The 21,008-nt window shown below is 67.9% G+C and carries 23 protein-coding genes; 12 read left to right on the forward strand and 11 right to left on the reverse strand.

The features are described 5' to 3' along the window. Positions 1 to 250 precede the first annotated feature (250 nt). Both AC1RR5_RS21780 and AC1RR5_RS21785 read left to right on the forward strand, forming a co-directional pair. Positions 251 to 1,678, forward strand: a complete 1,428-nt coding sequence (locus tag AC1RR5_RS21780; RefSeq protein WP_492924963.1) for a methyl-accepting chemotaxis protein — start codon at positions 251 to 253, stop codon at positions 1,676 to 1,678. A gap of 32 nt (positions 1,679 to 1,710) precedes the next feature. After that, positions 1,711 to 2,217: a GNAT family N-acetyltransferase gene (locus AC1RR5_RS21785; protein ID WP_492924965.1), complete on the forward strand. Its 507-nt coding sequence runs from the start codon at positions 1,711 to 1,713 to the stop codon at positions 2,215 to 2,217. Here AC1RR5_RS21785 and bfr read toward each other — a convergent pair. Further along, entirely contained in the window at positions 2,214 to 2,693 is a 480-nt protein-coding gene (gene bfr, locus AC1RR5_RS21790; RefSeq protein WP_492924967.1) for a bacterioferritin, read from the reverse strand. The two genes, AC1RR5_RS21785 and bfr, sit on opposite strands and share 4 nt — an antisense overlap. 145 nt (positions 2,694 to 2,838) lie before the next feature. Beyond that, on the reverse strand, positions 2,839 to 3,024 hold the full coding sequence (locus tag AC1RR5_RS21795) for a (2Fe-2S)-binding protein (protein ID WP_492924969.1): 186 nt from the start codon (positions 3,022 to 3,024) through the stop codon (positions 2,839 to 2,841). 133 nt (positions 3,025 to 3,157) lie between these two features. Here AC1RR5_RS21795 and thiE point away from each other — a divergent pair, with 133 nt between their 5' ends. Then, positions 3,158 to 3,799, forward strand: coding sequence for a thiamine phosphate synthase (thiE, locus tag AC1RR5_RS21800; protein WP_492924971.1), 642 nt, complete (start codon positions 3,158 to 3,160; stop codon positions 3,797 to 3,799). A gap of 87 nt (positions 3,800 to 3,886) precedes the next feature. Continuing rightward, positions 3,887 to 4,294 (forward strand): hypothetical protein, encoded by a 408-nt coding sequence (locus AC1RR5_RS21805; protein WP_492924973.1) that lies wholly within the window; start codon positions 3,887 to 3,889, stop codon positions 4,292 to 4,294. On the opposite strand, the gene AC1RR5_RS21810 is transcribed toward AC1RR5_RS21805, so the two are convergent. From AC1RR5_RS21810 to AC1RR5_RS21820, 3 genes are all read right to left on the reverse strand, one after another. Then, positions 4,291 to 5,148, reverse strand: coding sequence for a sigma-70 family RNA polymerase sigma factor (locus AC1RR5_RS21810; RefSeq protein WP_492924975.1), 858 nt, complete (start codon positions 5,146 to 5,148; stop codon positions 4,291 to 4,293). The genes AC1RR5_RS21805 and AC1RR5_RS21810 overlap by 4 nt on opposite strands. Then, entirely contained in the window at positions 5,145 to 5,555 is a 411-nt protein-coding gene (locus AC1RR5_RS21815) for a hypothetical protein (protein WP_492924977.1), read from the reverse strand. Before AC1RR5_RS21815 ends, AC1RR5_RS21810 begins: the two co-directional genes overlap by 4 nt. Before the next feature lie 125 nt (positions 5,556 to 5,680). Continuing rightward, positions 5,681 to 6,073, reverse strand: a complete 393-nt coding sequence (locus AC1RR5_RS21820) for a hypothetical protein (RefSeq protein ID WP_492924979.1) — start codon at positions 6,071 to 6,073, stop codon at positions 5,681 to 5,683. Positions 6,074 to 6,293: 220 nt separating this feature from the next. Between AC1RR5_RS21820 and AC1RR5_RS21825 the strand changes: the two genes are divergently transcribed. The 3 genes from AC1RR5_RS21825 (at position 6,294) to AC1RR5_RS21835 (ending at position 9,629) form a co-directional block, all read left to right on the forward strand. Further along, entirely contained in the window at positions 6,294 to 7,094 is an 801-nt protein-coding gene (locus tag AC1RR5_RS21825; RefSeq protein ID WP_492924981.1) for an inositol monophosphatase family protein, read from the forward strand. Positions 7,095 to 7,162: 68 nt separating this feature from the next. Continuing rightward, on the forward strand, positions 7,163 to 8,233 hold the full coding sequence (locus AC1RR5_RS21830) for a glycerophosphodiester phosphodiesterase (RefSeq protein ID WP_492924983.1): 1,071 nt from the start codon (positions 7,163 to 7,165) through the stop codon (positions 8,231 to 8,233). A gap of 94 nt (positions 8,234 to 8,327) precedes the next feature. Then, a complete protein-coding gene (locus AC1RR5_RS21835; RefSeq protein WP_492924985.1) occupies positions 8,328 to 9,629 on the forward strand; it encodes a hypothetical protein in 1,302 nt (433 codons plus the stop codon). A 1-nt stretch (position 9,630) separates the two neighbouring features. On the opposite strand, the gene AC1RR5_RS21840 is transcribed toward AC1RR5_RS21835, so the two are convergent. After that, positions 9,631 to 9,840: a type II toxin-antitoxin system RelE/ParE family toxin gene (locus AC1RR5_RS21840; RefSeq protein WP_492924987.1), complete on the reverse strand. Its 210-nt coding sequence runs from the start codon at positions 9,838 to 9,840 to the stop codon at positions 9,631 to 9,633. Between the two features lie 66 nt (positions 9,841 to 9,906). Then, positions 9,907 to 10,167: a CopG family ribbon-helix-helix protein gene (locus AC1RR5_RS21845; protein WP_492924989.1), complete on the reverse strand. Its 261-nt coding sequence runs from the start codon at positions 10,165 to 10,167 to the stop codon at positions 9,907 to 9,909. Positions 10,168 to 10,284: 117 nt separating this feature from the next. On the opposite strand from AC1RR5_RS21845, the gene AC1RR5_RS21850 reads away from it, so the two are divergent. From AC1RR5_RS21850 to AC1RR5_RS21860, 3 genes are all read left to right on the forward strand, one after another. After that, positions 10,285 to 11,409, forward strand: a complete 1,125-nt coding sequence (locus AC1RR5_RS21850; RefSeq protein ID WP_492924991.1) for a helix-turn-helix domain-containing protein — start codon at positions 10,285 to 10,287, stop codon at positions 11,407 to 11,409. A 117-nt stretch (positions 11,410 to 11,526) separates the two neighbouring features. Beyond that, on the forward strand, positions 11,527 to 12,306 hold the full coding sequence (locus tag AC1RR5_RS21855) for a MipA/OmpV family protein (RefSeq protein WP_492924993.1): 780 nt from the start codon (positions 11,527 to 11,529) through the stop codon (positions 12,304 to 12,306). A gap of 2 nt (positions 12,307 to 12,308) precedes the next feature. Further along, complete coding sequence (locus AC1RR5_RS21860; RefSeq protein WP_492924995.1) at positions 12,309 to 13,112, forward strand: CPBP family glutamic-type intramembrane protease; 804 nt, start codon at positions 12,309 to 12,311, stop codon at positions 13,110 to 13,112. On the opposite strand, the gene AC1RR5_RS21865 is transcribed toward AC1RR5_RS21860, so the two are convergent. Further along, complete coding sequence (locus tag AC1RR5_RS21865; RefSeq protein WP_492924997.1) at positions 13,109 to 14,962, reverse strand: ABC transporter transmembrane domain-containing protein; 1,854 nt, start codon at positions 14,960 to 14,962, stop codon at positions 13,109 to 13,111. The two genes, AC1RR5_RS21860 and AC1RR5_RS21865, sit on opposite strands and share 4 nt — an antisense overlap. Positions 14,963 to 15,087: 125 nt before the next feature. Here AC1RR5_RS21865 and rpmE point away from each other — a divergent pair, with 125 nt between their 5' ends. Beyond that, a complete protein-coding gene (gene rpmE / locus AC1RR5_RS21870) occupies positions 15,088 to 15,315 on the forward strand; it encodes a 50S ribosomal protein L31 (RefSeq protein WP_454761430.1) in 228 nt (75 codons plus the stop codon). Between the two features lie 79 nt (positions 15,316 to 15,394). On the opposite strand, the gene AC1RR5_RS21875 is transcribed toward rpmE, so the two are convergent. Both AC1RR5_RS21875 and AC1RR5_RS21880 read right to left on the reverse strand, forming a co-directional pair. Continuing rightward, a complete protein-coding gene (locus AC1RR5_RS21875; protein ID WP_492924999.1) occupies positions 15,395 to 15,814 on the reverse strand; it encodes a hypothetical protein in 420 nt (139 codons plus the stop codon). Between the two features lie 62 nt (positions 15,815 to 15,876). Next, positions 15,877 to 16,371, reverse strand: a complete 495-nt coding sequence (locus tag AC1RR5_RS21880; protein WP_492925001.1) for a YcgN family cysteine cluster protein — start codon at positions 16,369 to 16,371, stop codon at positions 15,877 to 15,879. Positions 16,372 to 16,425: 54 nt separating this feature from the next. Between AC1RR5_RS21880 and pbpC the strand changes: the two genes are divergently transcribed. Further along, a complete protein-coding gene (gene pbpC, locus AC1RR5_RS21885; protein WP_492925281.1) occupies positions 16,426 to 18,648 on the forward strand; it encodes a multimodular transpeptidase-transglycosylase PbpC in 2,223 nt (740 codons plus the stop codon). Here pbpC and AC1RR5_RS21890 read toward each other — a convergent pair. Further along, the gene (locus AC1RR5_RS21890) at positions 18,645 to 20,972 is read right to left on the reverse strand and encodes a GH92 family glycosyl hydrolase (protein ID WP_492925003.1); all 2,328 of its coding nucleotides are present in this window, start codon (positions 20,970 to 20,972) and stop codon (positions 18,645 to 18,647) included. The two genes, pbpC and AC1RR5_RS21890, sit on opposite strands and share 4 nt — an antisense overlap. Between the last annotated feature and the right edge of the window lie 36 nt (positions 20,973 to 21,008).

The following is a 21,008-nucleotide window of genomic DNA, read 5'->3' on the forward strand; positions in this document are numbered from 1 at the left end:
GTGTTCCTAGCCAAAAGTCTCGTGCGACCCGATGCCGCGTTAAGCAAAACGCCGCATTTAGAATTTATGCCATCTCTTTGTTTTATATCGATTATTTTTCAACCCCTTCGTTCGGCGTCACCAAATTACGTACTCGCGCCGTTAAGCCTCTTTTGAACTTCCGGGCGCAACTTTTCGCAGAAGCGCAGGGAAAGACCGTCGCCAGGGTGGTGGGTCGAGTGGGCCCCTCGCGTGAAAAGGAACGAACTCGATGTCCTTCTTCCGGGCGCGTCAGGACGACAGCAAGGCCACGGGCCAGATCGCCGAGATGGAGGCGATCATCGCCGCCATTCACCGCAGCCAGGCGGTGATCGAGTTCAACCTCGATGGCACGATCATCACGGCCAACGACAATTTCCTGAAGACCCTGGGCTACAGCCTGTCGGAGATCCAGGGTCGGCATCACAGCCTGTTCGTCGACTGCGACTATGGCGCCAGCGGCGACTATCGCGAGTTCTGGCGCCGCCTGAACGCCGGCGAGTTCTTCTCGGACAAGTTCAAGCGCGTGGGCAAGGGCGGCAAGGAGATCTGGATCCAGGCCTCCTACAACCCGCTGTTCGACAAGGCCGGCAAGCCAATCAAGGTCATCAAGTTCGCTTCGGACATCACGGCCGTCGAACTGGAGCGCGCCGAGGCGGAAGCCGCCCGCAAGAAGGCCGACCAGGACAACACCGTCGTCACGGTTCTGGCCGACGGCCTGGGCCGCCTGGCCCGCGGCGACGTCAGCGAGCACATCGAAGCGGCGATGGATCCGCGCTACCAGCAGGTCAAGGACGACTTCAACACCGCCATCGACTGCCTGCGCGACACGGTCGGCACCATCGTCCAGCGCACCCACAGCATGCAGGCCGGCATCGACGAGGTCTCCTACGCCTCGGACGACCTGTCGCGCCGCACCGAACAACAGGCCGCCAGCCTGGAAGAGACCGCCGCCGCCCTGGACGAGATCACCGCCACCGTGGTGCGCAGCGCCGAGGGCGCCCGCCGCGCCTCGCAGGCCGCCTCGGCCGCCCGCATCGACGCCGGCCGCTCGGGCGAGGTCGTCCAGCAGGCGATCACCGCCATGGGCGAGATCGAGAAGTCCTCGGCCCAGATAGGCAACATCATCGGGGTGATCGACGAGATCGCCTTCCAGACCAACCTCCTGGCCCTGAACGCCGGCGTGGAAGCTGCTCGCGCTGGTGAAGCGGGTCGCGGCTTCGCGGTCGTCGCGCAAGAAGTCCGGGCCCTGGCCCAGCGCTCGGCCGACGCGGCCAAGGAGATCAAGACCCTGATCGCCAACTCGACCGCCCAGGTCGATCGCGGCGTGAAGCTGGTCGGCGAAAGCGGCGCGTCTCTGGACGGCATCGTCGCCAAGGTCGGCGAGATCGACGGCCTGATCTCCGAGATCGCCCGCTCGTCGCAGGAACAGGCCACCGGCCTCAACCAGGTCAACAGCGCCGTCAACCAGATGGATCAGGTGACCCAGCAGAACGCGGCCATGGTGGAAGAGACCACCGCCGCCGCCGCCAACCTGCGCACCGAGGCCCACGAGCTGTCGCACCTGATGACCCGGTTCCGCACCGGCCAGGAGCAAGAGGCCCCGGCCCAGGCCCGCAACGCGACGGCCCAACGCCGTCCGGGCGCCCGCGCGGCCTAGACCAGACCGTCCCTACGGGTCAGCATGGCGGCGTGACCGTCGCCATCCGCCCCGCCCTGTCTTCCGAGATCGAGACCGTTCGAGAGATCGAGCGGGCCTCGTCTCAGCGCTTCATCGGCCTGATGGACGCCCTGGCCGCCGACGAGCCCTCGCCTGCCGAGGTCCTGGCCGCACGGATCGCGGCCGGCGGCCTGCTGGTCGCGGACGTCGAGGGAGACGTGGCGGCGTTCGTGATGTTCCGTCCCGTCGGCGACAGCCTCTACATCGAGCAGATCGACTTGCTGCCGGCCTTCGAGCGCCAGCGGATCGGCGCCAGCCTGATCGACGCCGTGGCCGAGCGGGCGCGAGCGGCCGGTAAATCGCGTCTGACGCTGTCGACCTTCCGCGACGTGCCCTGGAACGCGCCCTACTACCGCCGCCTGGGCTTCCTCGACATCGACGACAAAAAATTAGCGCCGGACCTCCTTGAGATCCGGCGCGAACATCTGGGGCGCGGGCTCGACGAGAGCGCCCGCGTCTTCATGCAAAGACCGCTTTAGGCCGGCAGTTCGCCCATGGCCGACTGCAGGTAGTTCTGCTCGCCCAGCGACTTGACCAGGCCGATCTGCATTTCCAGGAAATCGATGTGGTGCTCGGTGTCGCTGAGGATCACGCGCAGCAGCTCGCGGCTGACATAGTCGCGGGCCTGTTCGCACTGGATGATGCCGGGGATCAGGGTCTCGCGGCCGCCGATCTCGACCTGCAGGTCGCTGTTCAGGCATTCCGGCACGGTCTCGCCGATCTTGAGCTTGTGGAGGTCCTGCAGGTTGGGCAGGCCTTCCAGGAACAGGATGCGGTTGATCAGCATGTCGGCGTGCTTCATCTCGCCGATCGATTCGTCGTAGGTAATCTTGCCGAGGCGCTTGAAGCCCCAGTTGTCGTACATCCGCGCGTGCAGGAAGTACTGGTTGACCGCCGTCAGCTCGTTGGTGAGCACCGCGTTGAGCAGTCGGATGATGCCGGGATCGCCCTGCATGGCGGCCTCCTTAAGGTTCGTTTGTCGGCGGGAACCTGGGGCAAGCCGAAACGGGCTTCAACCTGAATGTGTGCGAGTGTTTCGCGCTCTCACAGAAATCTGTGCGAGTGCTTCGCGATAGCTGAATTTATTGGCTTTTCGGCCGTTACTCGGCTGCGAATGCAAGCGCTTCGCGGTTGTCCTGGATCATCTGGCGCATCTCGCAGACGCACTTGGCGCACTGAGCCTGGCAGCCCTTGTGACGGAAAATATCGGCTGGACGGCTGGCGCCAGCGTCGATGGCGGCGCGCACTTCGCGCTCGCGGATGCCGTTACAGTTACAGACGTACAAGGTACGAACGCCCTACCCGGTTTGATTGTCATTCTCATCTAGCCGGTCGCGACGGACTTTGCAACTGACTCTCACTCTGGTTAGCAGCGGCCAGAGGTCGCACCGGTTCCGAATTTCCAGTAAAGCCCCGAATATGACGCTTCCCTGCCGCCTCTACCTGATCACTCCGCCCGCCTTGGACGACTTGGCCGGCTTTGGCCGCCAGCTGGCCAAGGCCCTGGACGGCGGCGACGTGGCCGCCCTGCAGATCCGCCTGAAGGACGCGCCCGACGATGTGATCAAGGCGGCCGTCGAGGCCCTCGCTCCGATCGCCCAGGCCCACGACGTGGCGGTGATCCTGAACGACCGTCCGGACCTGGCCGCCCGCCTGCCGGTCGACGGCGTGCATGTCGGCCAGAGCGATATGGCCTTCCGCGAGGCCCGCAAGCTGATGGGCGAGCGCATGGTCGGCGTGACTTGCCACGACAGCCGCCACCTGGCCATGGAAGCCGCCGAGGCCGGGGCCGACTACGTCGCCTTCGGGGCCTTCTTCCCGACCACGACCAAGGACGCACCCACCACCGCCGAGCCCGACATCCTGACCATCTGGCAGGAGACGATGGAGGTCCCGTGCGTGGCCATCGGCGGCATCACCGCCGCCAACGCCGCGCCCCTGGCCACCGCCGGCGCCGACTTCCTGGCCGTATCGGCCGGAGTCTGGGCTTACCCGCAGGGTCCCGATGCCGCTGTCGCCGCCTTGAATGCGGCTATCGCCGAAGGTCTTGCCGCTCGTTGAGTTTCAGATAACGGCGATATTGTGACGCACTGCACACAGGCATAGCGTCCCCTCCAGCGAACAAGCAGGTAAGGGGGAGACGCTGACATGAAGCGACTCGTGGTGTGTTTGCTTAGCGTACCGGTCCTGGCGTTTTCCGGCGCCGCGACGGCAGAGACCTGGAAGCTGGCTCCGGGCGAGACCAAGACCTACTACGACGCGGACTTTACCCGCGTCGACCAGTCCAGCGGACTGATCGTCACCCGCATCGCCGAAGGCAAGGGCAACGGTCCCTATCGGAACTGGCCGGCCAGCAAGGGACCGATCCTGGTCTTCGCGCTGGACTGCGCGTCCGACAAGTGGATGGACCTCGGGATGGACTTCGACGGCACCAAGGGCCTGCCCAAGGGATGGCGCAAGGAAGCCAAGATCGAGGACATCTCCGGCGCCGTCGGCAAGGCCGGCAAGCTGGCCTGCGAGACCAAGGACACGCTGCCGAAGGTCGAGCTTCCTTAGGCGTCGAGCCCCGAGAGCTTCTCGGGGTTGCGCATCGTGTAGACGGCGCTGATGCGGCCGTTCTCGATTTCCAGGCTCATGGTCTGGAAGACGACGCCGTTTGACGCCAGCACCAGGCCCGGCTGGCCGTTGACGCGCGCCAGGCGGACGGTCGTGTCGGCCGGCGGCGGGAACTTGCGCCGGATGCCCTGCAGCATGGCCACCAGCTTGGTCGCGCCATAGATCGGATTGAGGTTGGCGTTGGCCTTGCCGCCGCCGTCGGCGTGCCAGACCACGTCCTCGGTCAGCAGGTCGCGCAGCGCGACCTCGTCGCCGGTCACCAGAGCCTGGAAGAAGGCGGTCGTGAGCTTCCGCTCTTCATCGGCGGTCGGGGTGTAGCGGGGCCGGTCGCGACGCACATGCTCCCGAGCCCGCGAGGCCAGCTGCCGGCAGGCCGTCTCGCTGCGGCCCAGCGCCGCGGCGATCTCGGCGAAGGGCGTGTCGAACACGTCGTGCAGCAGGAAGGCGGCCCGCTCCAGGGGGGTCAGGCGCTCCAAGGCCAGCAGGAAAGCCACCGACAGGTCGGCGTCGCCGCCGGCTTCGAAGTCGGGCTCGACCACCGGCTCGGGCAGCCACTCGCCGACATAGACCTCGCGCCGGACGCGGGCGGACTTCAGCCGGTCCAGGGCAAGGCGGGTGACGACGCGGTTGAGGTATGCGCCAGGCTCCTCGACCGTGTCGGCGTCGACCTTGCGCCAGCGCAGCCAGGCGTCCTGCACCACGTCCTCGGCCTCGGCCCGCGAGCCCAGCATACGGTAGGCCAGGCCGGTCATGGCCGAGCGCCGACCTTCGAAGATCGCGTCCGCAGCTGTCATGCCCGCACCGCCACCGCCTCGCCGCCGACCTGCACCCGCGAGCAGGCCTTGCCGTGGCCCATCGCGTACTTGACCGTGGGATAGACCCGCGCCGAGGCGATGGCGAGCGCGATCGCCGACAGACCCTTGGGTCCCCAGCGCTCCAGCACGTCGTCGCGCAGGGCGTCGGAACGCTCCAGGTCGCGGGCCAGCGAGGCCTTGGCGAAGCGGTACGCCAGGCTGGCGTCGGGTCCCATCAGGACGTGATCGCCCGTCAGGATCCCGCGCAGCACATCGGCGGCGACTTGGATCTCCTCGGCGATCTTCACGCCGATCTGTACGCAAGGCCCGCAGTCCTCACTCATCGTGGCGACCAGACCCGCCGCCGCCAGGGCCGCCGCCGGCGGGCCCTCGTGATAACCCGACAAGGTTCGCACGCCCTGGAAGGCCCGCAGCGCCTTGGGACTGGCTTCCAGCAGGTCGCGGATATAGGTCGCGTCTTAGTCGTAGCGCGCCTCGAACCGGCCGATGAGGGCCGTCATGATCGCCCTCATCACGCCTGAGCCCCCTTCGCCTTCAGGGCCGCGAAGGCCAGCCAGATCGTCAGCAGGGTCGGCAGGAAGACGCCCGGAAAGTCCCGCGTCAGCAGCGGCCACGGCAGGCTGGCCCCGCAGAAGGGCGTGATCAGGTGGATGATCGAATGCGCGCCCTGGAAGGTCGCCGCCACGACCACCGCCCCGGCATGCCGGCGGAGGTCCAGCGCCCCCAGCAGGGTCCCGATCCCGCAGGCCAGGTAGGTCGCGCCGATGTCGCGCACGAAGTGGTCGTTGAACGGCCCGGTCTGGATGACGCCGGGAATGGTCAGGTACCAGGGATAAGGGACGGTCAGCATCACCAGGCCATTGCCCAGGAAAAGAACCGTCAGTCCGATCGCGATCCAGCGCATGTCGCCCTCTCGAGTTGGTGTCGAGAGCAGGACGAGGCAGCCCTCATCGACGTGACATGGTTCGGTGAAAAATGCCGTTAAGCCTGTTGAATCAGGCCCATCTTGCCATCGGGCCTGTGGACGATTAGGTTCCGCGCCCGTTCTTTCACACCGTCGACCTACCGCTCCGCCGCCGGACTTTCCGGCGGGCGTCGACGGCATTCCTTGAGGATATCCGCCCGTGGCCACGCCTTCCGCCCTCCTGAACGTCATGATCGACGCGGCCCGGAAGGCCGCCCGTGGCCTGGCTCGCGACTTCGGCGAAGTCACGGAACTGCAGGTCTCCAAGAAGGGCGCGGCCGACTTCGTCACCAATGCCGACATCAAGGCCGAACAGACCCTGTTCGAGATCCTGACCAAGGCCCGCCCGGGCTACAGCTTCCTGGGCGAAGAGCGCGGCATGATCGAGGGCACCGACAAGACCCACACCTGGATCGTCGACCCGCTGGACGGCACCACCAACTTCATGCACGCCATCCCGCACTTCGCGGTCAACATCGCCCTGCAGCGTGAAGGCGAAGGCGTCGTCGCCGGCGTCACCTACAACCCGATCACCCACGACCTGTTCTGGGTCGAAAAGGGCAAGGGCGCGTTCCTGGGCGCCGAGAAGCGCCTGCGCGTCGCCGCCCGCCGTCACCTGGACGAGAGCATCCTGGCCACCGGCGTGCCGTTCGCGGGCAAGCCGGGCCACGGCCAGTTCCTGAAGGAGCTGCACCAGGTCAGCCAGAAGGTCGCCGGCGTCCGCCGCTTCGGCGCCGCCGCCCTCGACCTGGCCTGGGTCGCCGCCGGCCGCTTCGACGCCTACTGGGAGCGCAACCTCAACCCATGGGACATCGCCGCCGGCGTGCTGATGGTCCAGGAATCGGGCGGCAAGGTCACCACCATCGACGAGAACGACCACGACGTGATCGCCGGCAAGTCGATCCTTGCCAGCAACCAGGACCTCTACCCGCAAATCCTGGAGAAGCTGCGCGCGGCGTAGTTTTTTATGACGGCGAGAGCCTGAAGGCTCTCGCCAAACCGTCACATCCCGGCGCTAAATCGCGCCCCATGACCCTGCTTACCCGTCGCGCCATGACCACCGCCGCGCTCGCCGGCACGCTGCTGCCCGGCTTTGCCTTCGCCCAGACGAAGAAGCCTATCGTCATCGGCCACCGCGGCTGCAGCGGCGAGCGGCCCGAGCACACGGCGCTGTCGTACGAGCGCGCCATCGAGCAGGGCGCCGACTTCATCGAGCCGGACCTGGTCCCGACCAAGGACGGCCACCTGGTGGCCCGCCACGAGAACGAGATCGGCGGCACGACCGATGTCGCCAGCCGTCCCGAGTTCGCCGCCCGCAAGGCGACCAAGACCATTGATGGCCAGCAGATCACGGGCTGGTTCACCGAAGACTTCACCCTGGCCGAGATCAAGACCTTGCGCGCCCGCGAGCGGCTGCCGCAGCTGCGCCCGACCAGCGCCGCCTTCGACGGCCAGGCCCAGATCCTGACCTTCGAGGAAGTGGTGGCCATCGCCAAGGCCGGGACCCAGCGCACGGGCCGCACGATCGGCGTCTATCCCGAGCTGAAGCACCCGACCTATTTCGCCTCGATCGACCTGCCGACCGAGGATCGCCTGGTCGCCAAGCTGAAGGCGCTGGACCTGAACTCGGCCACCGCGCCGGTGTTCGTCCAGTGCTTCGAGGTCAGCCCGCTGAAGAAGCTGAAGGCCAAGACCGCCGCGCGCCTCGTCCTGCTGGTCGACGGCGAGGGCGGCCCGGCCGACCTGCCGGGCGTCAAATACGCCGACTTGATCACGGCCCAGGGCCTGAAGGACGTCGCCGTCTATGCCGACGGCCTGGGTCCGAACTGGAGCCTGGTGGTCCCCAACGACAAGCAGGTCCTCCTGCCGGCCACCGACCTGGTGAAGAACGCCCACGCCGCTGGCCTGGCCGTCCATCCCTGGACCGTACGCGCCGAGAACTACTTCCTCCCCGCCAGCTTGCGGAAGGGCGACGCCCAGAGCCCGACCTTCCTGGCCCAGCACGGCGACGTGGCTCCGGTGTTCAAGGCCCTGTACGCCGCTGGCGTCGATGGCGTGTTCAGCGACTTCCCGGCTCTGGCGGTCGCCGCGCGCGGCTGATCCTCGAGGGAGAATCGTTCCTCGATATTGCCGAACCGGGGCAAGACGGTGCAGCGTGCCCGCCTGTTCGCCCTTGGGCGTGTTGGGGGATCCCATGAAGCTTCGTCACGCCGTCTCCACGGCCGTTCTCGCCGCCGCCATGTTGCTGGCCGCGCCCGCGCTCGCCGCCCCCGGCTCCGAAGCCCTGAACAAGATCGCCGTCGACTTCGTTCACCTGACCCTGGAGGCCGGCGAGCGTGAGCCCGGCTATGTCGACGCCTACTACGGCCCCAAGGAATGGGAAGCCGCCGCCAAGGCCAATCCGCGTCCTGTCTCGGCGCTGCGCAAGGAGGCCGACCGCCTGCAGGCCGCCCTGGGCAAGATCGCCGACAAGGATCTCGCCCCCGACGAGCGCCGCCGCAAGATCTTCCTGAAGGGCCAGCTGCGCGCCGCCCAGACCCGGCTGGCCATGATCGCCGGCGACAAGTTCAGCTTCGAGGACGAGGCCGAGGGCCTGTTCAGCGTCCGCCCGGTGCTCAAGCCCCTGAAGAGCTACGACCCGATCCTGGCCCGCATCGACAAGCTGGCGCCCGGCAAAGGCGACCTGGCCGCCCGCGTCGACGCCTTCCAGACCAAGTACGTGATCCCGACCGACAAGGTCGAGGCTGTGATGCAGGCCGGCATCGCCGCCTGCAAGGCCAAGACCGAGCAGCACATCAAGCTGCCGGCCGGCGAGCGCTTCGACATGGAGTTCGTCACCAAGAAGCCCTGGAGCGGCTACAACTGGTACAAGGGCAACGCCCACAGCCTGATCCAGATCAACACCGACCTGCCGATCTATATCAGCCGCGCCTTGGACCTGGGCTGCCACGAGGGCTATCCCGGCCATCACGTGCTGAACGCTCTACTGGAAGAGAAACTGACCAAGGGCAAGGGTTGGGTCGAGTACTCGGTCTATCCGCTGTTCTCGCCCCAATCGTTCATCGCCGAGGGCAGCGCCAATTTCGGCATCGAGCTGGCCTTCCCCGGCAACGCCAAGACCGACTTCGAGCGCGACAAGCTCTATCCGCTGGCGGGCCTGGATCCGGCGACGGCCAAGGCCTATGGCGAGCTGCAGGCGGCCAAGGCGGCCCTATCCAGCAGCGGCAACACCGTCGCGGCCGAGTATCTGGCCGGCCGGATGACCAAGGAACAGGCCGTCCAGGCGCTGATGAAATATAGCCTGTACTCGCGCGGCGGCGCCGAGAAGCGGGTGTCCTTCATCGAGACGTACCGCTCGTACGTGATCAACTACAACATTGGCCAGGACATGGTCCGCGACCACGTCTACCGCGCCGGCAAGTCCGAGGACGCCCGCTGGAAAGCCATGGAACGCGTGATCAGCGAACCGACGACGCCGGCGGATCTGCGGAAGTAGATCAGCGATCCTCGCGGGTATGCCAGACGCGCAGGACGTAGATCGTCTGGTCGACGAGTTCGTAGCGAAACTCGTAGTCGCCCACCAAAAGCCGGCGAATTTCTCGCGGCGCGAAAGCGGGGAGACGCTCGCCGGCGCGCGGCGTTTCGATCAAACGTCGCGGCGCCGCGACAAGCCTCTGCACGACCGCCTTGGCGGCGCGCGGGTTCACCTCGGCGAGAAAATTCGTGCAGCCGCGCCACGTCGGACGACGCCCTGCCCACCCAGATGATCCGCATCAGCGCGGCGTGAGCGGTGCGCGATCAGGATCGAGACTGTCAGCCCAGGCTTCCATATCTGCCTGGCTGACAAAGCGACCTGCATCGACATCGGCCATGCCCTCCAGGGTCATGGCGTGTTGGCGCGCCTCTCGGTCGACGAACGCGCCCAGCGCCTGCTCGACCACCCAATCCGGCGACCGCTCCATGCGCTTGGCCAGCCGCTCGACCTCGTCGGCGAGAAGCGCGGGGACCTTGGCGGTCAGGACCTTGTTCGGCATGCATATGCTCCTGCCATCACTATAGACCAAGCAAGGCCGCTCCCCAATTGCGCCGCCCTCCATTCCGAGACACTCTCCGCGCCGCTTTGAAACCGGGATCGCGGGGGTGATCGTCATATGGTCGACGCTCCGGCGCTGATCCTGTCTTCGGCGACGGCCGCCATCGGGTTGTTCGCGGCCGCTCAGCTGGGCATCAGGCCAGACTGGCGAGCCGCGCCGGCGACGGCGTTGGCGGTGTTCCTGGCGCTGAGCGGGCTGTCGGGCATCGACCTGCTGCTGGATCGCACCGGGGTCTATGCCGCCCACCCCTGGACGACCGGGATCCTGTGGGCGATCTCGCTGTTCCTGGGGCCGTCGATCCTGGCCTATGTGCTGGCCATGACCGGCGAGCCGGACCGCTGGACCTTCGACCGCGTGTGGCGGATCGGCTGGCCGGCGGGGGTGGCGGTGCTGATCGCCTCGCCGTTCTTCCTGCTGCCGGCGCGGACGCGGCTGGCGGTCTATGGCAGCGCCGAGGGCGATGTGACGGCGGGCATCCTGCAGCTGCTGTTCGTGGCGCTGTTCCTGCTGGTCACCCTGGGCTACCTGGCTGCCGCCTTCGTGGTGCTGGGCCGGCACGTGCGCCGGGTGCGCGACCTGTTCTCGAACCTGGAAAACCGGACGCTGAGCTGGCTGCGGGCCCTGGTGCTGATCATGCTGGCGGCCTGGGCCTGGGGCGCGGTGAAGTCGGTGTTGTCGATCGGCGCAAACATCCACTGGCTGGACGTGGCGGCCGCCGCTGTCGAGCTGGGCTGGACCGCGGCTATCGGCCTGTTTGGCCTGTCGCAGAAGCCGATCTACACGCAGGAGACCGAGACGCCCAAGGTCCTGCCAGCGACCGAGAAATACGCCCGCTCGGCCCTGCCCGAGGCGCGCCAGGTCGAGATCGCCGCCCGCCTGGAGCAGGCCATGCGCGCCGACGCCCTCTATCGCGATCCGCTGCTGTCGCTGAGCGCCCTGGCCAGCCGCGTGGCCATCACGCCCAACCACCTGTCCCAGGCCTTGAACGATCACCTGGGCCAGAGCTTCTTCGACTACGTCAATCGCTGGCGGGTCGAGGAGGCGGTGGCGCGGATCAAGGCGTCGGACGAACCGATCCTGGCCATCGCTTACGACGTCGGCTTCAACTCGCGCTCGACCTTCAACGCCGCCGTGAAAAAGCACGCCGGCCAGCCGCCCAGCGCCTTCCGGCCCGAGACCTGAGCCACGTCCGAACCGGCAGGATCGGAAGCGCCGAAGCTTCTAGCCTACCCGTTCGGACGACGCCCGGCGCCGAGCTGGGCCATTCGATGACTGTCCTCCCCACTCACGAGAGCAGTCATGATCCGTCGTTTCACCGTTATCGCTTGCGCCCTGGCCCTGACGCCCATGGTCGCCAAGGCCCAGGAGGCGCAGCCGCCTGAACGCCTCTTCCTGCTGGGGGCCGGCGTCTACGCCACCACCAACCCCTATGCCTCGGCCAAGAAGAAGACCCAGACCGGCGTCCTGCCGCTGTTCGTCTATCAGACCGAGCGCCTGACGGCCGACCTGTCGGGCCTGGCGGTCACCGCCTGGCGCAACGACCACTTCAAGCTGGAGGGCCGCATCGCGCCGCGCTTCCAGCTGGTCGATCCCAAGGACACCCGGGACTTCGCCTTCCTCAAGCGCGACGTCGGCGCCGATGTCGGCGGCCGCCTCAGCGGCACGGCCGGTCCCGCGACCCTGAGCGTCGAATACCTCCGCGATGTCGCCAGCGAGACCAAGGGCCAGGAGATCAATCTGGACCTGACCCTGTCGGCCACGCCGCTGGAGAAGCTGTCGATCGACGTCGTCGCCGGCCTGTCGTGGAAGGACGAGAAGCTGGCCACCTGGCTGTACGGCCTGCGCGAGAAGGAGGTCGGCAAGGCTCGGGCCTTCGAATACGGCCGCACCGCCCGCGCGGCGTCGGGCGGGGTTCTGGCGCCGTCCCTGGGCGCCCAGGCCCGCTACCAGGTCACCGACCGCCTGTTCGTGATCGCCGCGGCCGAGGTCGAGATCTTCGACAACGACATCACCGACAGCCCGCTGATGGCCAAGGACCACGCGGCCGCCGGCTTCATCAGCCTGGTCCGGCGGTTCTAGCCGTGAGCGCGATCGATCGCTCCCACGCGCTGGTCCCGGCGGCGGCGACGTCCAAGGCCGGCGGCGGAACGGGCGCCATCCTGCTGATCTGGCTGGCCGCGACCGCGCCGATGGCGGTGCTGGCCTGGGGCGTCGCGCCCAGGCTGATCGCGGCCGGCGATCCGCTGCCGGGCCTGACCTTCTGGCGGCTGATGGTGGTCGGCATGGCCTGGCAGGGCGTGCTGTCGGTGATCGTGCTGAAGCTGGAAGGCGTGCCCCTGCGGCCCGCGCCCCTGGCCCGGCGGCTGTGGCTGGCGACGCCGACCTGGCGGGGGCGTCCGGCGATCGCCGCGTTCCTGCTGGTCCCGGTGTTCGCCGCCATCGGCTTCGTCGGCGACGACGCGGCCGGCGCCTGGTTCCAGGGCACGGCGCTGGGCCAGGCCCTGGCGACCCACACGCCGGCCTTCGCCTTCATCGAGCACCTGGCCACGCCAGACGCGCGCGGGCGCTGGGACATCCTGGCCCTGGCCGTGGTCTCCAGCGTCTTCAACTACGGCCTGGGCGAGGCCTTCCTATTCCACGGCGTGCTGTTGCCGCGGATGGAGAAGGCCTGGGGCCGGTGGGCGTGGCTGGGCAATGGCGTGCTGTTCACCGCCTATCACGTCCACAAGTTCTGGATCATGCCGGGCCTGCTGATCAGCTGCCTCTGCTACAGCCTGCCGGCCCAACTCTTTCGGTCGAGCTGGCTGGCGGTGCTGATCCACGCCGTCGAGGGCGTGGTGCTGATCGTCGCGGTGCTGGCCGTGATCCTGGGGGCGGTCGTCTAGGCGGCCGCCACCCCGAACTGCAGGCTGGCCAGGCGCGCATAGAGCCCGCCCTTGGCGAAGAGTTCGGCATGCGTGCCCTGCTCGACCACCCGGCCCTCCTCCATCACCACGATCCGGTCGGCCTTGAGCACGGTGGCCAGGCGGTGGGCGATGACCAGGGTGGTGCGGCCTTCCATGGCTGCGGTCAGGGCCTGCTGGACCAGGCGCTCGCTCTCGGCGTCCAGCGCGCTGGTGGCCTCGTCCAGCAGCAGGATCGGCGCCTGGCGGACCAGGGCGCGGGCGATGGCCAGGCGTTGGCGCTGGCCGCCCGACAGGGTCTTGGCGCGCTCGCCGACCGGGGTGTCGAAGCCCTGCGGCAGGGCCGACAGGAAGCCGGCGGCCTGGGCGGCCTCGGCCGCGGCGCGGATCTCGGCCTCGGTCGCGTCCTGGCGGCCAAAACGGATGTTGTCCGTCGCCGAGCCCGAGAACAGCGGCGAGTCCTGTGCGACCAGGGCCATGCGCGCCCGCACCTCTTCCGGCTCGGCGTCGCGCAGGTCGACGCCGTCCAGGCGGATGCCCCCGACCTGGGGGTCGTAGAACCGCAGCAGAAGCCGCAGGACGGTGCTCTTGCCCGCGCCCGAGGGGCCGACCAGGGCGACGGTCTCGCCGGGCTTTACGCTGAGGTCAAAGCCGTTCAGGGCCGGCAGGTCCGGGCGACCGGGATAGGCGAAGACCACGTTCTCGAACGCGATCGCACCCTGGGCCGGGACCGGCAGGGTCTTGGGGGCCGGCGGCGCGGCGATGTCGGGATTGGCGTTCAGCAGCTCGGCGATGCGGTCCATGGCCCCGGAGGCCTTCTGGACGTCGCCCCAGACCTCGCCCAGGGCCCCGATCGAACCGGCGGCCATCACCGCCAGCATGGCGAACTGGGCCAGGGTGCCGCCGGTCATCTCGCCGGCCAGGACGAGGCGCGCGCCGCTCCACAGCAGCAGGGTGACGCCGCCGAAGGCCAGCGTGATGACCATCGCCGTCATGCTGGCCCGGGTGGTGATCCGACGCACCGAGGCCTTGTAGGCCTCTTCCACCGCCCCACCGAAGCGCGCCGCGGAGGCCTGCTCGCGGCCGAAGGCCTGCACGGTCTCCAGGGCGTCCAGGCTCTCGCCCGCATAGCCCACCGCGTCGGCGAACTTGTCCTGGGCGGTGACGGTCAGCTTGCGCACACGGCGGCCGACCAGGAACATCGGGGCCAGGATCACCGGCACCATCAGCACGATGAAGCCCGCCAGCTTGGGCGAGACCACCGCCATGTAGCCGAGGCCGCCCACCAGGCTGAGAATGTTGCGCAGGGCGATCGAGGCCGAGGCGCCGACCAGCTGCTCGATCAGCGAGACGTCGGTGGTCAGGCGCGACAGCACCTCGCCCGTGCGGGTCTTGAGGAAATACTGCTGGTCCAGCGTCAGGGTGTGGCCATAGAGCGCCCGGCGCACATCGGCCACGACCCGTTCGCCCAGGCGGGTGATGAAAAAGAATCGCAAGGCCGTGGCGATCGCCAGCACCATGGCCACCGCGCCCAGGCCCAGGAACGCGCTGTTGATCTCGGCGCCCGCGCCCTTGGCGAAGCCGTGGTCGATCACTTCCTTGAAGGCGGCGGTGAGACCCAAGGTCGCGCCCGTCGAGAACAGCAGGAAGAAGGCCGCCGCGATCCCGTCGCCCTTGTGGGCCTTGACGAAAGGCAGCAGGTGAACGAGCGGACGGATGTCCTTGCGACGCCCCCGCCGGGCCTTGGCCTCGGCCATGCCCTGGACCAGTTCGGCTCCCGCGCCGGGGCGGCCTTCGGCCTTTTGCTCGCCGGCGTTCACGTCAGTCATCAACAGTCCCTTGCCAAAATCGCGCGGGTTCTTTATAGCCGCCCGTCTTCGAGGGCCACCCCGCGCGTGCGCAGGATGGCGCTTACCCCAATTCACACTCGCCGGCTTAGTCGGACTGGATCGCCGCCATGAAACAAGACATTCACCCCGACTACCACTTCATCACCGTCACCCTGACGGATGGCTCGAACTATCAAACCCGTTCGACCTACGGCAAGGAAGGCGCGACCCTCGCGCTCGACATCGACCCGCGCACCCACCCGGCGTGGACCGGCGGCAACGCCCAGATGCTGGACCGTGGCGGTCGCGTTTCGCGCTTCAACGCCAAGTTCGCTGGCTTCACCGCCAAGAAGTAAGAAGCTTTCAGCTTCTCGCCGTAAGGGCGACGAAAGGCCGGTTCCGCGTTCGCGGGCCGGCCTTTTCCGTTTCTGGGCCTCAGGCGAAAACCAGGCCCCATTCCGGGTCGGGGTCGTCAGAGACCTGAGCCGGACGGCGCACCTTCCGGGCGCGAGCCGCCCTGGGACGCGCGCGAAGGACAGTCGAGAGGCTCTGGCCCGCTTTCGCCTTGAAGGCCCTCCAGCCCGGCAGCAGCCGCGTCACCACCAGCACGGTGGCGAAAAGCTCGATCCAGGCGACGATGTCGGCGGCCAGGAACCAGGCCAGGTCCAGCAGCACCAGCTCCGAAGCGCCGATCGCCATCACCAGCACGATCGCGGTGACCGCCATCTGCCGCCAGGTCATTGAGCCGAGCTTGCTTGCCGGCGCCTCGACCAGAGGCCGCCACAGCCATCCGCCGGGGTCTCGCGAGACGAGAACGGCCAGGAGCCCGATCAGGGCGGCGATCAGCAGCGACATGCGAGGATTCCGGTGGAAGCTCTACCGGAAATGGGGAAGACGCCGGCGGCCGCAAGCGCCGCCTAGTCTTCCTCGTCCTCGGGCTCGTACAGGTCATCCCCGCGATCGCGCATCAGGTCCGTGGCCACGAAGTCCATCGCGTCCTCGGCGTCGACGAAGCTAAGTTCCGACACGGTCTGGTCGCGGATCGAGACGCCGGCCTTGTGGGTGCTGTCGGGATCGCCTGTAACCAGCGGGTGCCAGCGCGGCAAATCCTTGCCCTCGTGGAGCCGGCGATAGGCGCACGAGGGCGGCATCCACTCCAGGTCCTCGATATTGTGCGGCGTCAGCTTGATGCAGTCCGGCACCGTTTTCTTGCGGTTCGGATAGTCCTTGCATTGGCACCGATGCTCGTCGAACAGCTGGCAGTGCACGCGCGTGGGTATGATTTCGCCGGTATCTTCGTCTTCGAAGCGAACCAGGCAGCAAAGACCGCAGCCATCGCATAGGCTCTCCCACTCGGGGACGGTCAACTCGGAGAGCGTCTTCGTCTCCCAGAAAGGTTTGCGTGGCGTCATGGCGCCGTCCTAAACCCGATTTAGTTGGCGACCAAACAGAGCCTGACGCAGACCGTGAACGACTGGACGCTTCCGCCTTACAAGTTCGACGACAAGGATCCGTCCAAACGGGGACCGGGGCAGAGCCCTGGCGCGCCCGCGCAGCCGCATGATCCTTGGGCTTCAGAGCCGCCGTTGAAGGATCCGTTCAAGCTCTCGGACAGCCCTCAGCCGTCGGCGGCGCCCCCGCCCCCTCCTCCGCCCGAGGAGCCGTTCCGCGCTGATTTGAAGCACCACGCCGCCAAGAAGAAGGCCCGCAAGTGGGGCTGGATCTGGGGAACCCTGCTGGTCTCGTTCCTGATCGGCGTGCTCGCCGCCGGCGGCGGCGCGGCCTATGTCTGGTTCAAATATCTGAAGGACACGCCGCAGCTGCCCTCGCGCGCGGCGCTGTTCGCGGTCAACCGCGCGCCCGGCATCCGCTTCGAGGACCGCAACGGCCAGGTGATCGCCACGCGCGGCCCGCGCTATGGCCAGCGCATCACCGTCGATTCAGTGCCCAACTACGTGCCCTTGGCCTTCCTGGCGGCCGAGGACCGGCGTTTCTACAAGCACGGGGCCATCGACGCCCAGGGCATCGCCCGGGCCGCCTGGGTCAACTGGCGCGGCGGGCGCACCAAGCAGGGCGCCTCGACCCTGACCCAGCAGCTGGCCAAGGGCCTGTTCCTGACCCCCGATCGGGTCGTGAAGCGCAAGCTGCAGGAAATGCTGCTGGCCTATAAGCTTGAGCAGGTGCTCTCCAAGGATGAGATCCTCGAGCTCTATCTGAACCGCATCTATTTCGGGGCCGGCACCTACGGCGTCGACGGCGCGTCCCAGACCTATTTCGGCAAGCCCGCCAGCCAGCTGACCCTGTCGGAATCGGCCTTGCTGGCCAGCCTGCCCAAGGCCCCCTCGCGTCTGGCCCTCACCAACGACATGGAGCGCGCCCTGGCTCGCTCGCGCCTGATCCTGGCCAATATGCGCAAGGAAGGCTGGATCACCGCCGAGCAGGAAAGCCGCGCGCTGGACGACACCCCGCGCCTGTCGCCGATGGCGCTGCAGGACGAGGGCGACTACGGCTGGGTGCTGGACTACGCCACCACCGAAGCCGTGAAGATCGCCGGCCAGAACGCGCCCGACCTGGTGGTGCGCCTGACCATCGACCCGGCCCTCCAGCACGAGGGCGCCGAGGTCGTGCGCCAGACCATGGCCACCGAGACCACCCGCTCGGGCGCCAGCCAGGCGGCCCTGCTGTCGCTGTCGGCCGACGGGGCGATCCGCGCCATGGTCGGCGGCACCGGCTATGGCGAGAGCCCGTTCAACCGCGCCGTCCAGGCCAAGCGCCAGCCGGGCTCGACCTTCAAGCCGTTCATCTACGCCGCTGCGGTCGAGAAGGGCGTGCTGCCCACCGACATCCGCGTCGACGAGCCGGTGAAGTTCGGCGACTGGAGCCCGGAGAACTACAGCGGCGGCTATCGCGGTCCGATGACCGTCGAGCAGGCCCTGGTCACCTCGACCAACACCGTGGCCGTGAAGCTGGGCAAGGAAGCCGGCGGCGCGGCGATCGGCGACCTGGTCCGCCGCTTCGGCATCACCTCCCTGCCGCCCGTGCCCGACCTGTCGGTGTCGCTGGGCTCGTACGAGGTAAACCTGCTGCAGCTGACCTCGGGCTTCCAGGTCTTCCAGCAGGGCGGCGTGCGCCTCGAGCCCTACGTCATCGAGTCGATCACCACCCAGGACGGCCAGTCCCTCTTCGCCCACCAGCCGCCGGCCGCCGAGCGCCGCGTCTACGACATCGGCCACGCCAGCATCATGGTGAAGATGATGAAGAAGGTGGTCTCCGAAGGCACGGCCAAGCGCGCCGCCTTCGGCCGCCCGGTGGCCGGCAAGACCGGCACCAGCCAGAACTGGCGCGACGCCTGGTTCGTGGGCTTCACGCCCGACTACGTGACCGGCGTCTGGGTCGGCAATGACGACGAAAAGCCGATGAACAAGGTGGTCGGCGGCGACATCCCGGCCAGCATCTGGCGGCGCTTCATGATGACCGCGCACCAGACCCTGGCGGTCCGCGACTTCGCCTGGCTGCTGCCCGACCCGGCCCCGCAGACCGAGCCCGACCCCCGCAACGGCTATTACGAGACCCTGTCGGCGGAGTTCGCACGGGCGGCTTCGGAGCTGGACGCGGCGGCCAAGGCGGCCGAGACCCTGCAGCCGTCGACCGCGCCAGGGCAGCCGGCGCCGGAGAACCTGCCCTACTAGCGGTAGGGCGTCATCGACGCCGGCCGATCCGCCGGCTTCGTCGCCCAAGCCTTGTTCGGCGTCGCGCTCATGGTGAAGACCAGTTCGCCACCGGCGACGATCTCCTCGTGCCGCAGGAAGGCCCGGGTCAGTGGCTTGCCGTTCAGGGTTACCCTACCGACGTAGGGCCGCGCGTCCGCCAGCCCCTGCGCTCGCACCGTGAAGCGCTTGCCGTTCGGCAGGTTCAGCGCCGCCTTGTCCACGAACGGCCGGCCGATGGCGTATTCGTTCGAGGCCGGGGTCACCGGATAGAAGCCCAGCGACGTGAACATCAGCCAGGCCGACATCTGGCCGAGGTCGTCATTGCCCGACAGGCCCTCCGGGGTCGGCTTGTACTGGCTCTTGATGATCTGGGTCAGGCGGCCTTGCGTGCGCCACGGGGCGCCGGCGTAGTTGTACATATAGGCCACGTGGTGGCTGGGCTCGTTGCCATGGATGTACTGGCCGATCAGGCCGGCGATGTCCTCGGCGTGCGAGTAGTCGATCTTCGAATTGTCGAAGTCGAACATGGCGTCCAGCTTCTTCACCGTCGCCGCGTCGCCACCCAGGGCCGTGACCACGCCGCCCAGGTCCTGGGGCGCGAACCACGAATATTGCCAGGCGTTGCCCTCGGTGTAGTCCGATCCGTAGTTGATGGCGGTCGGGTTGAAGGGCTCGCGATAGGTCCCGTCGCTTTTGCGGGCGCGCAGGAAGCCGGTCTTCAGGTCGAAGCTGTTCCGCCAGTAGCCGGCGCGCTTCTCGAAGGTCTTGGCCACGTCGGCCTGGCCCACGTCCTTGGCCATGCGGGCGATGGTCCAGTCGTCGTAGGCGTATTCGACCGTCTTGGACGCCGCCTCGGGCTCCTTGTCGATCGGGACGTAGCCGAGCTTCATGTAGTCGCCGAGACCGCCGTACGGGGCGTAGGTCGCGCTCTTGACCATGGCGTCCAGGGCCGCCTTACCGTCATAGCCGCGGATGCCCTTCATCCAGGCGTCGGCGATGACCGGCACGGCGTGATAGCCGATCATCGTCCAGGTCTCCTGGCCGTGGAACTGCCAGACCGGCAGCAGACCGTACGGGCTCTGGCGCTGCGAGGCGATCAGCGAGGTGACCACGTCATTGGTGTAGTCGGCCGGCTGCACCAGGGTCAGCAGCGGATGCTCGGCCCGGAAGGTGTCCCACAGCGAGAAGGTCGAATGGAAGGTGAAGGCCCGGCCGTCCAGCTTGCCCTCGTGCACCTGGTCGTCGGGACCCCGGTAGCGACCGTCGGCGTCGGCGAAGACACTGGGGGCCAGAAGCGTGTGGTAGAGCGCCGTGTAGAGGGTTTTCCGCATCGGGGCCGCGGCCTCGATGTCCACCGCCCCCAGGGCCTTCTCCCAGGCCGTCTTGGCGCGGCCCCGCTGGGCGTCGAAGTCGAAGCCGGGCTCGTCGCTGGCCAGGTTGGCGATCGCGCCGTCCTCGCTGACCGACGACAGCGCCACCTTGGCGGTCAGCGGCCCGTCGATCTGGCCGAAGTCGAACACACCGACCAGCGCCCGCCCCTGGACCTGGGCGCGGTCCTCGGGCGTGCGACCCGGCTGGGCGAAGCCCTTGTAGGGTATGTCGGCCTCGCGGTTGTGGAATTGCTGCCCCACTAGCGGACGGTCGAAGCGGATGGCGAAGAACAGCTTGCGGCCCGGCGCCCAGCCGCGCGTCTCGCGATAGCCGGTGATCGTCCCGTCCGGGGCGAGCCGCAGCCGCGACCACAGCACCTTGCCCGGATAGTTGTAGATCGAGCTGCGCAGGTCGATCAGCACCTGGGCCCGATCGCCCTTCTGGAAGGTGTAGCGATGCAGGCCCGTACGCAGGCCCGCCGTCAGCTCGGCCCGCACATGGCTGTCGTCGAGGGTGACAGCGTAGTAGCCCGGCTGGGCCACCTCGCTGGCGTGGCTGTAGCGCGAGCGATAGCCCGAGCCCGGCTTGTCGGCCTCGCCCGGCTCCAGCTTGGCCTCGCCGCTGACCGGGGTCAGCAGGATGTCGCCGAGATCTGAGTGGCCCGCGCCCGAGAAATGGGTGTGCGAGAAGCCCAGGATGGTCGGATCGCCGAAGCGGTAACCGGCCGCGCGGGCATAGCTCTGCTTGAAGGGCAGGATGTCGGTGTCGGGGCTCAGTTGCACCATGCCGAACGGCACGACCGCACCGGGGAAGGTGTGGCCGTCGCCGCCCGTGCCGATGAACGGGTCCACGGCCTCGTAAGCTGTCTGGGCCAGGACGGGGCTTGCCGCCAGGATCGAGAGGCTGGCGAGCAGGGCGAGGCGCAGACGCATTCGGGTGACTCCGCAACTAGAGCGAAGCCGCACCCT

The organism is Caulobacter sp. GW821-FHT11E11 (assembly GCF_058808315.1).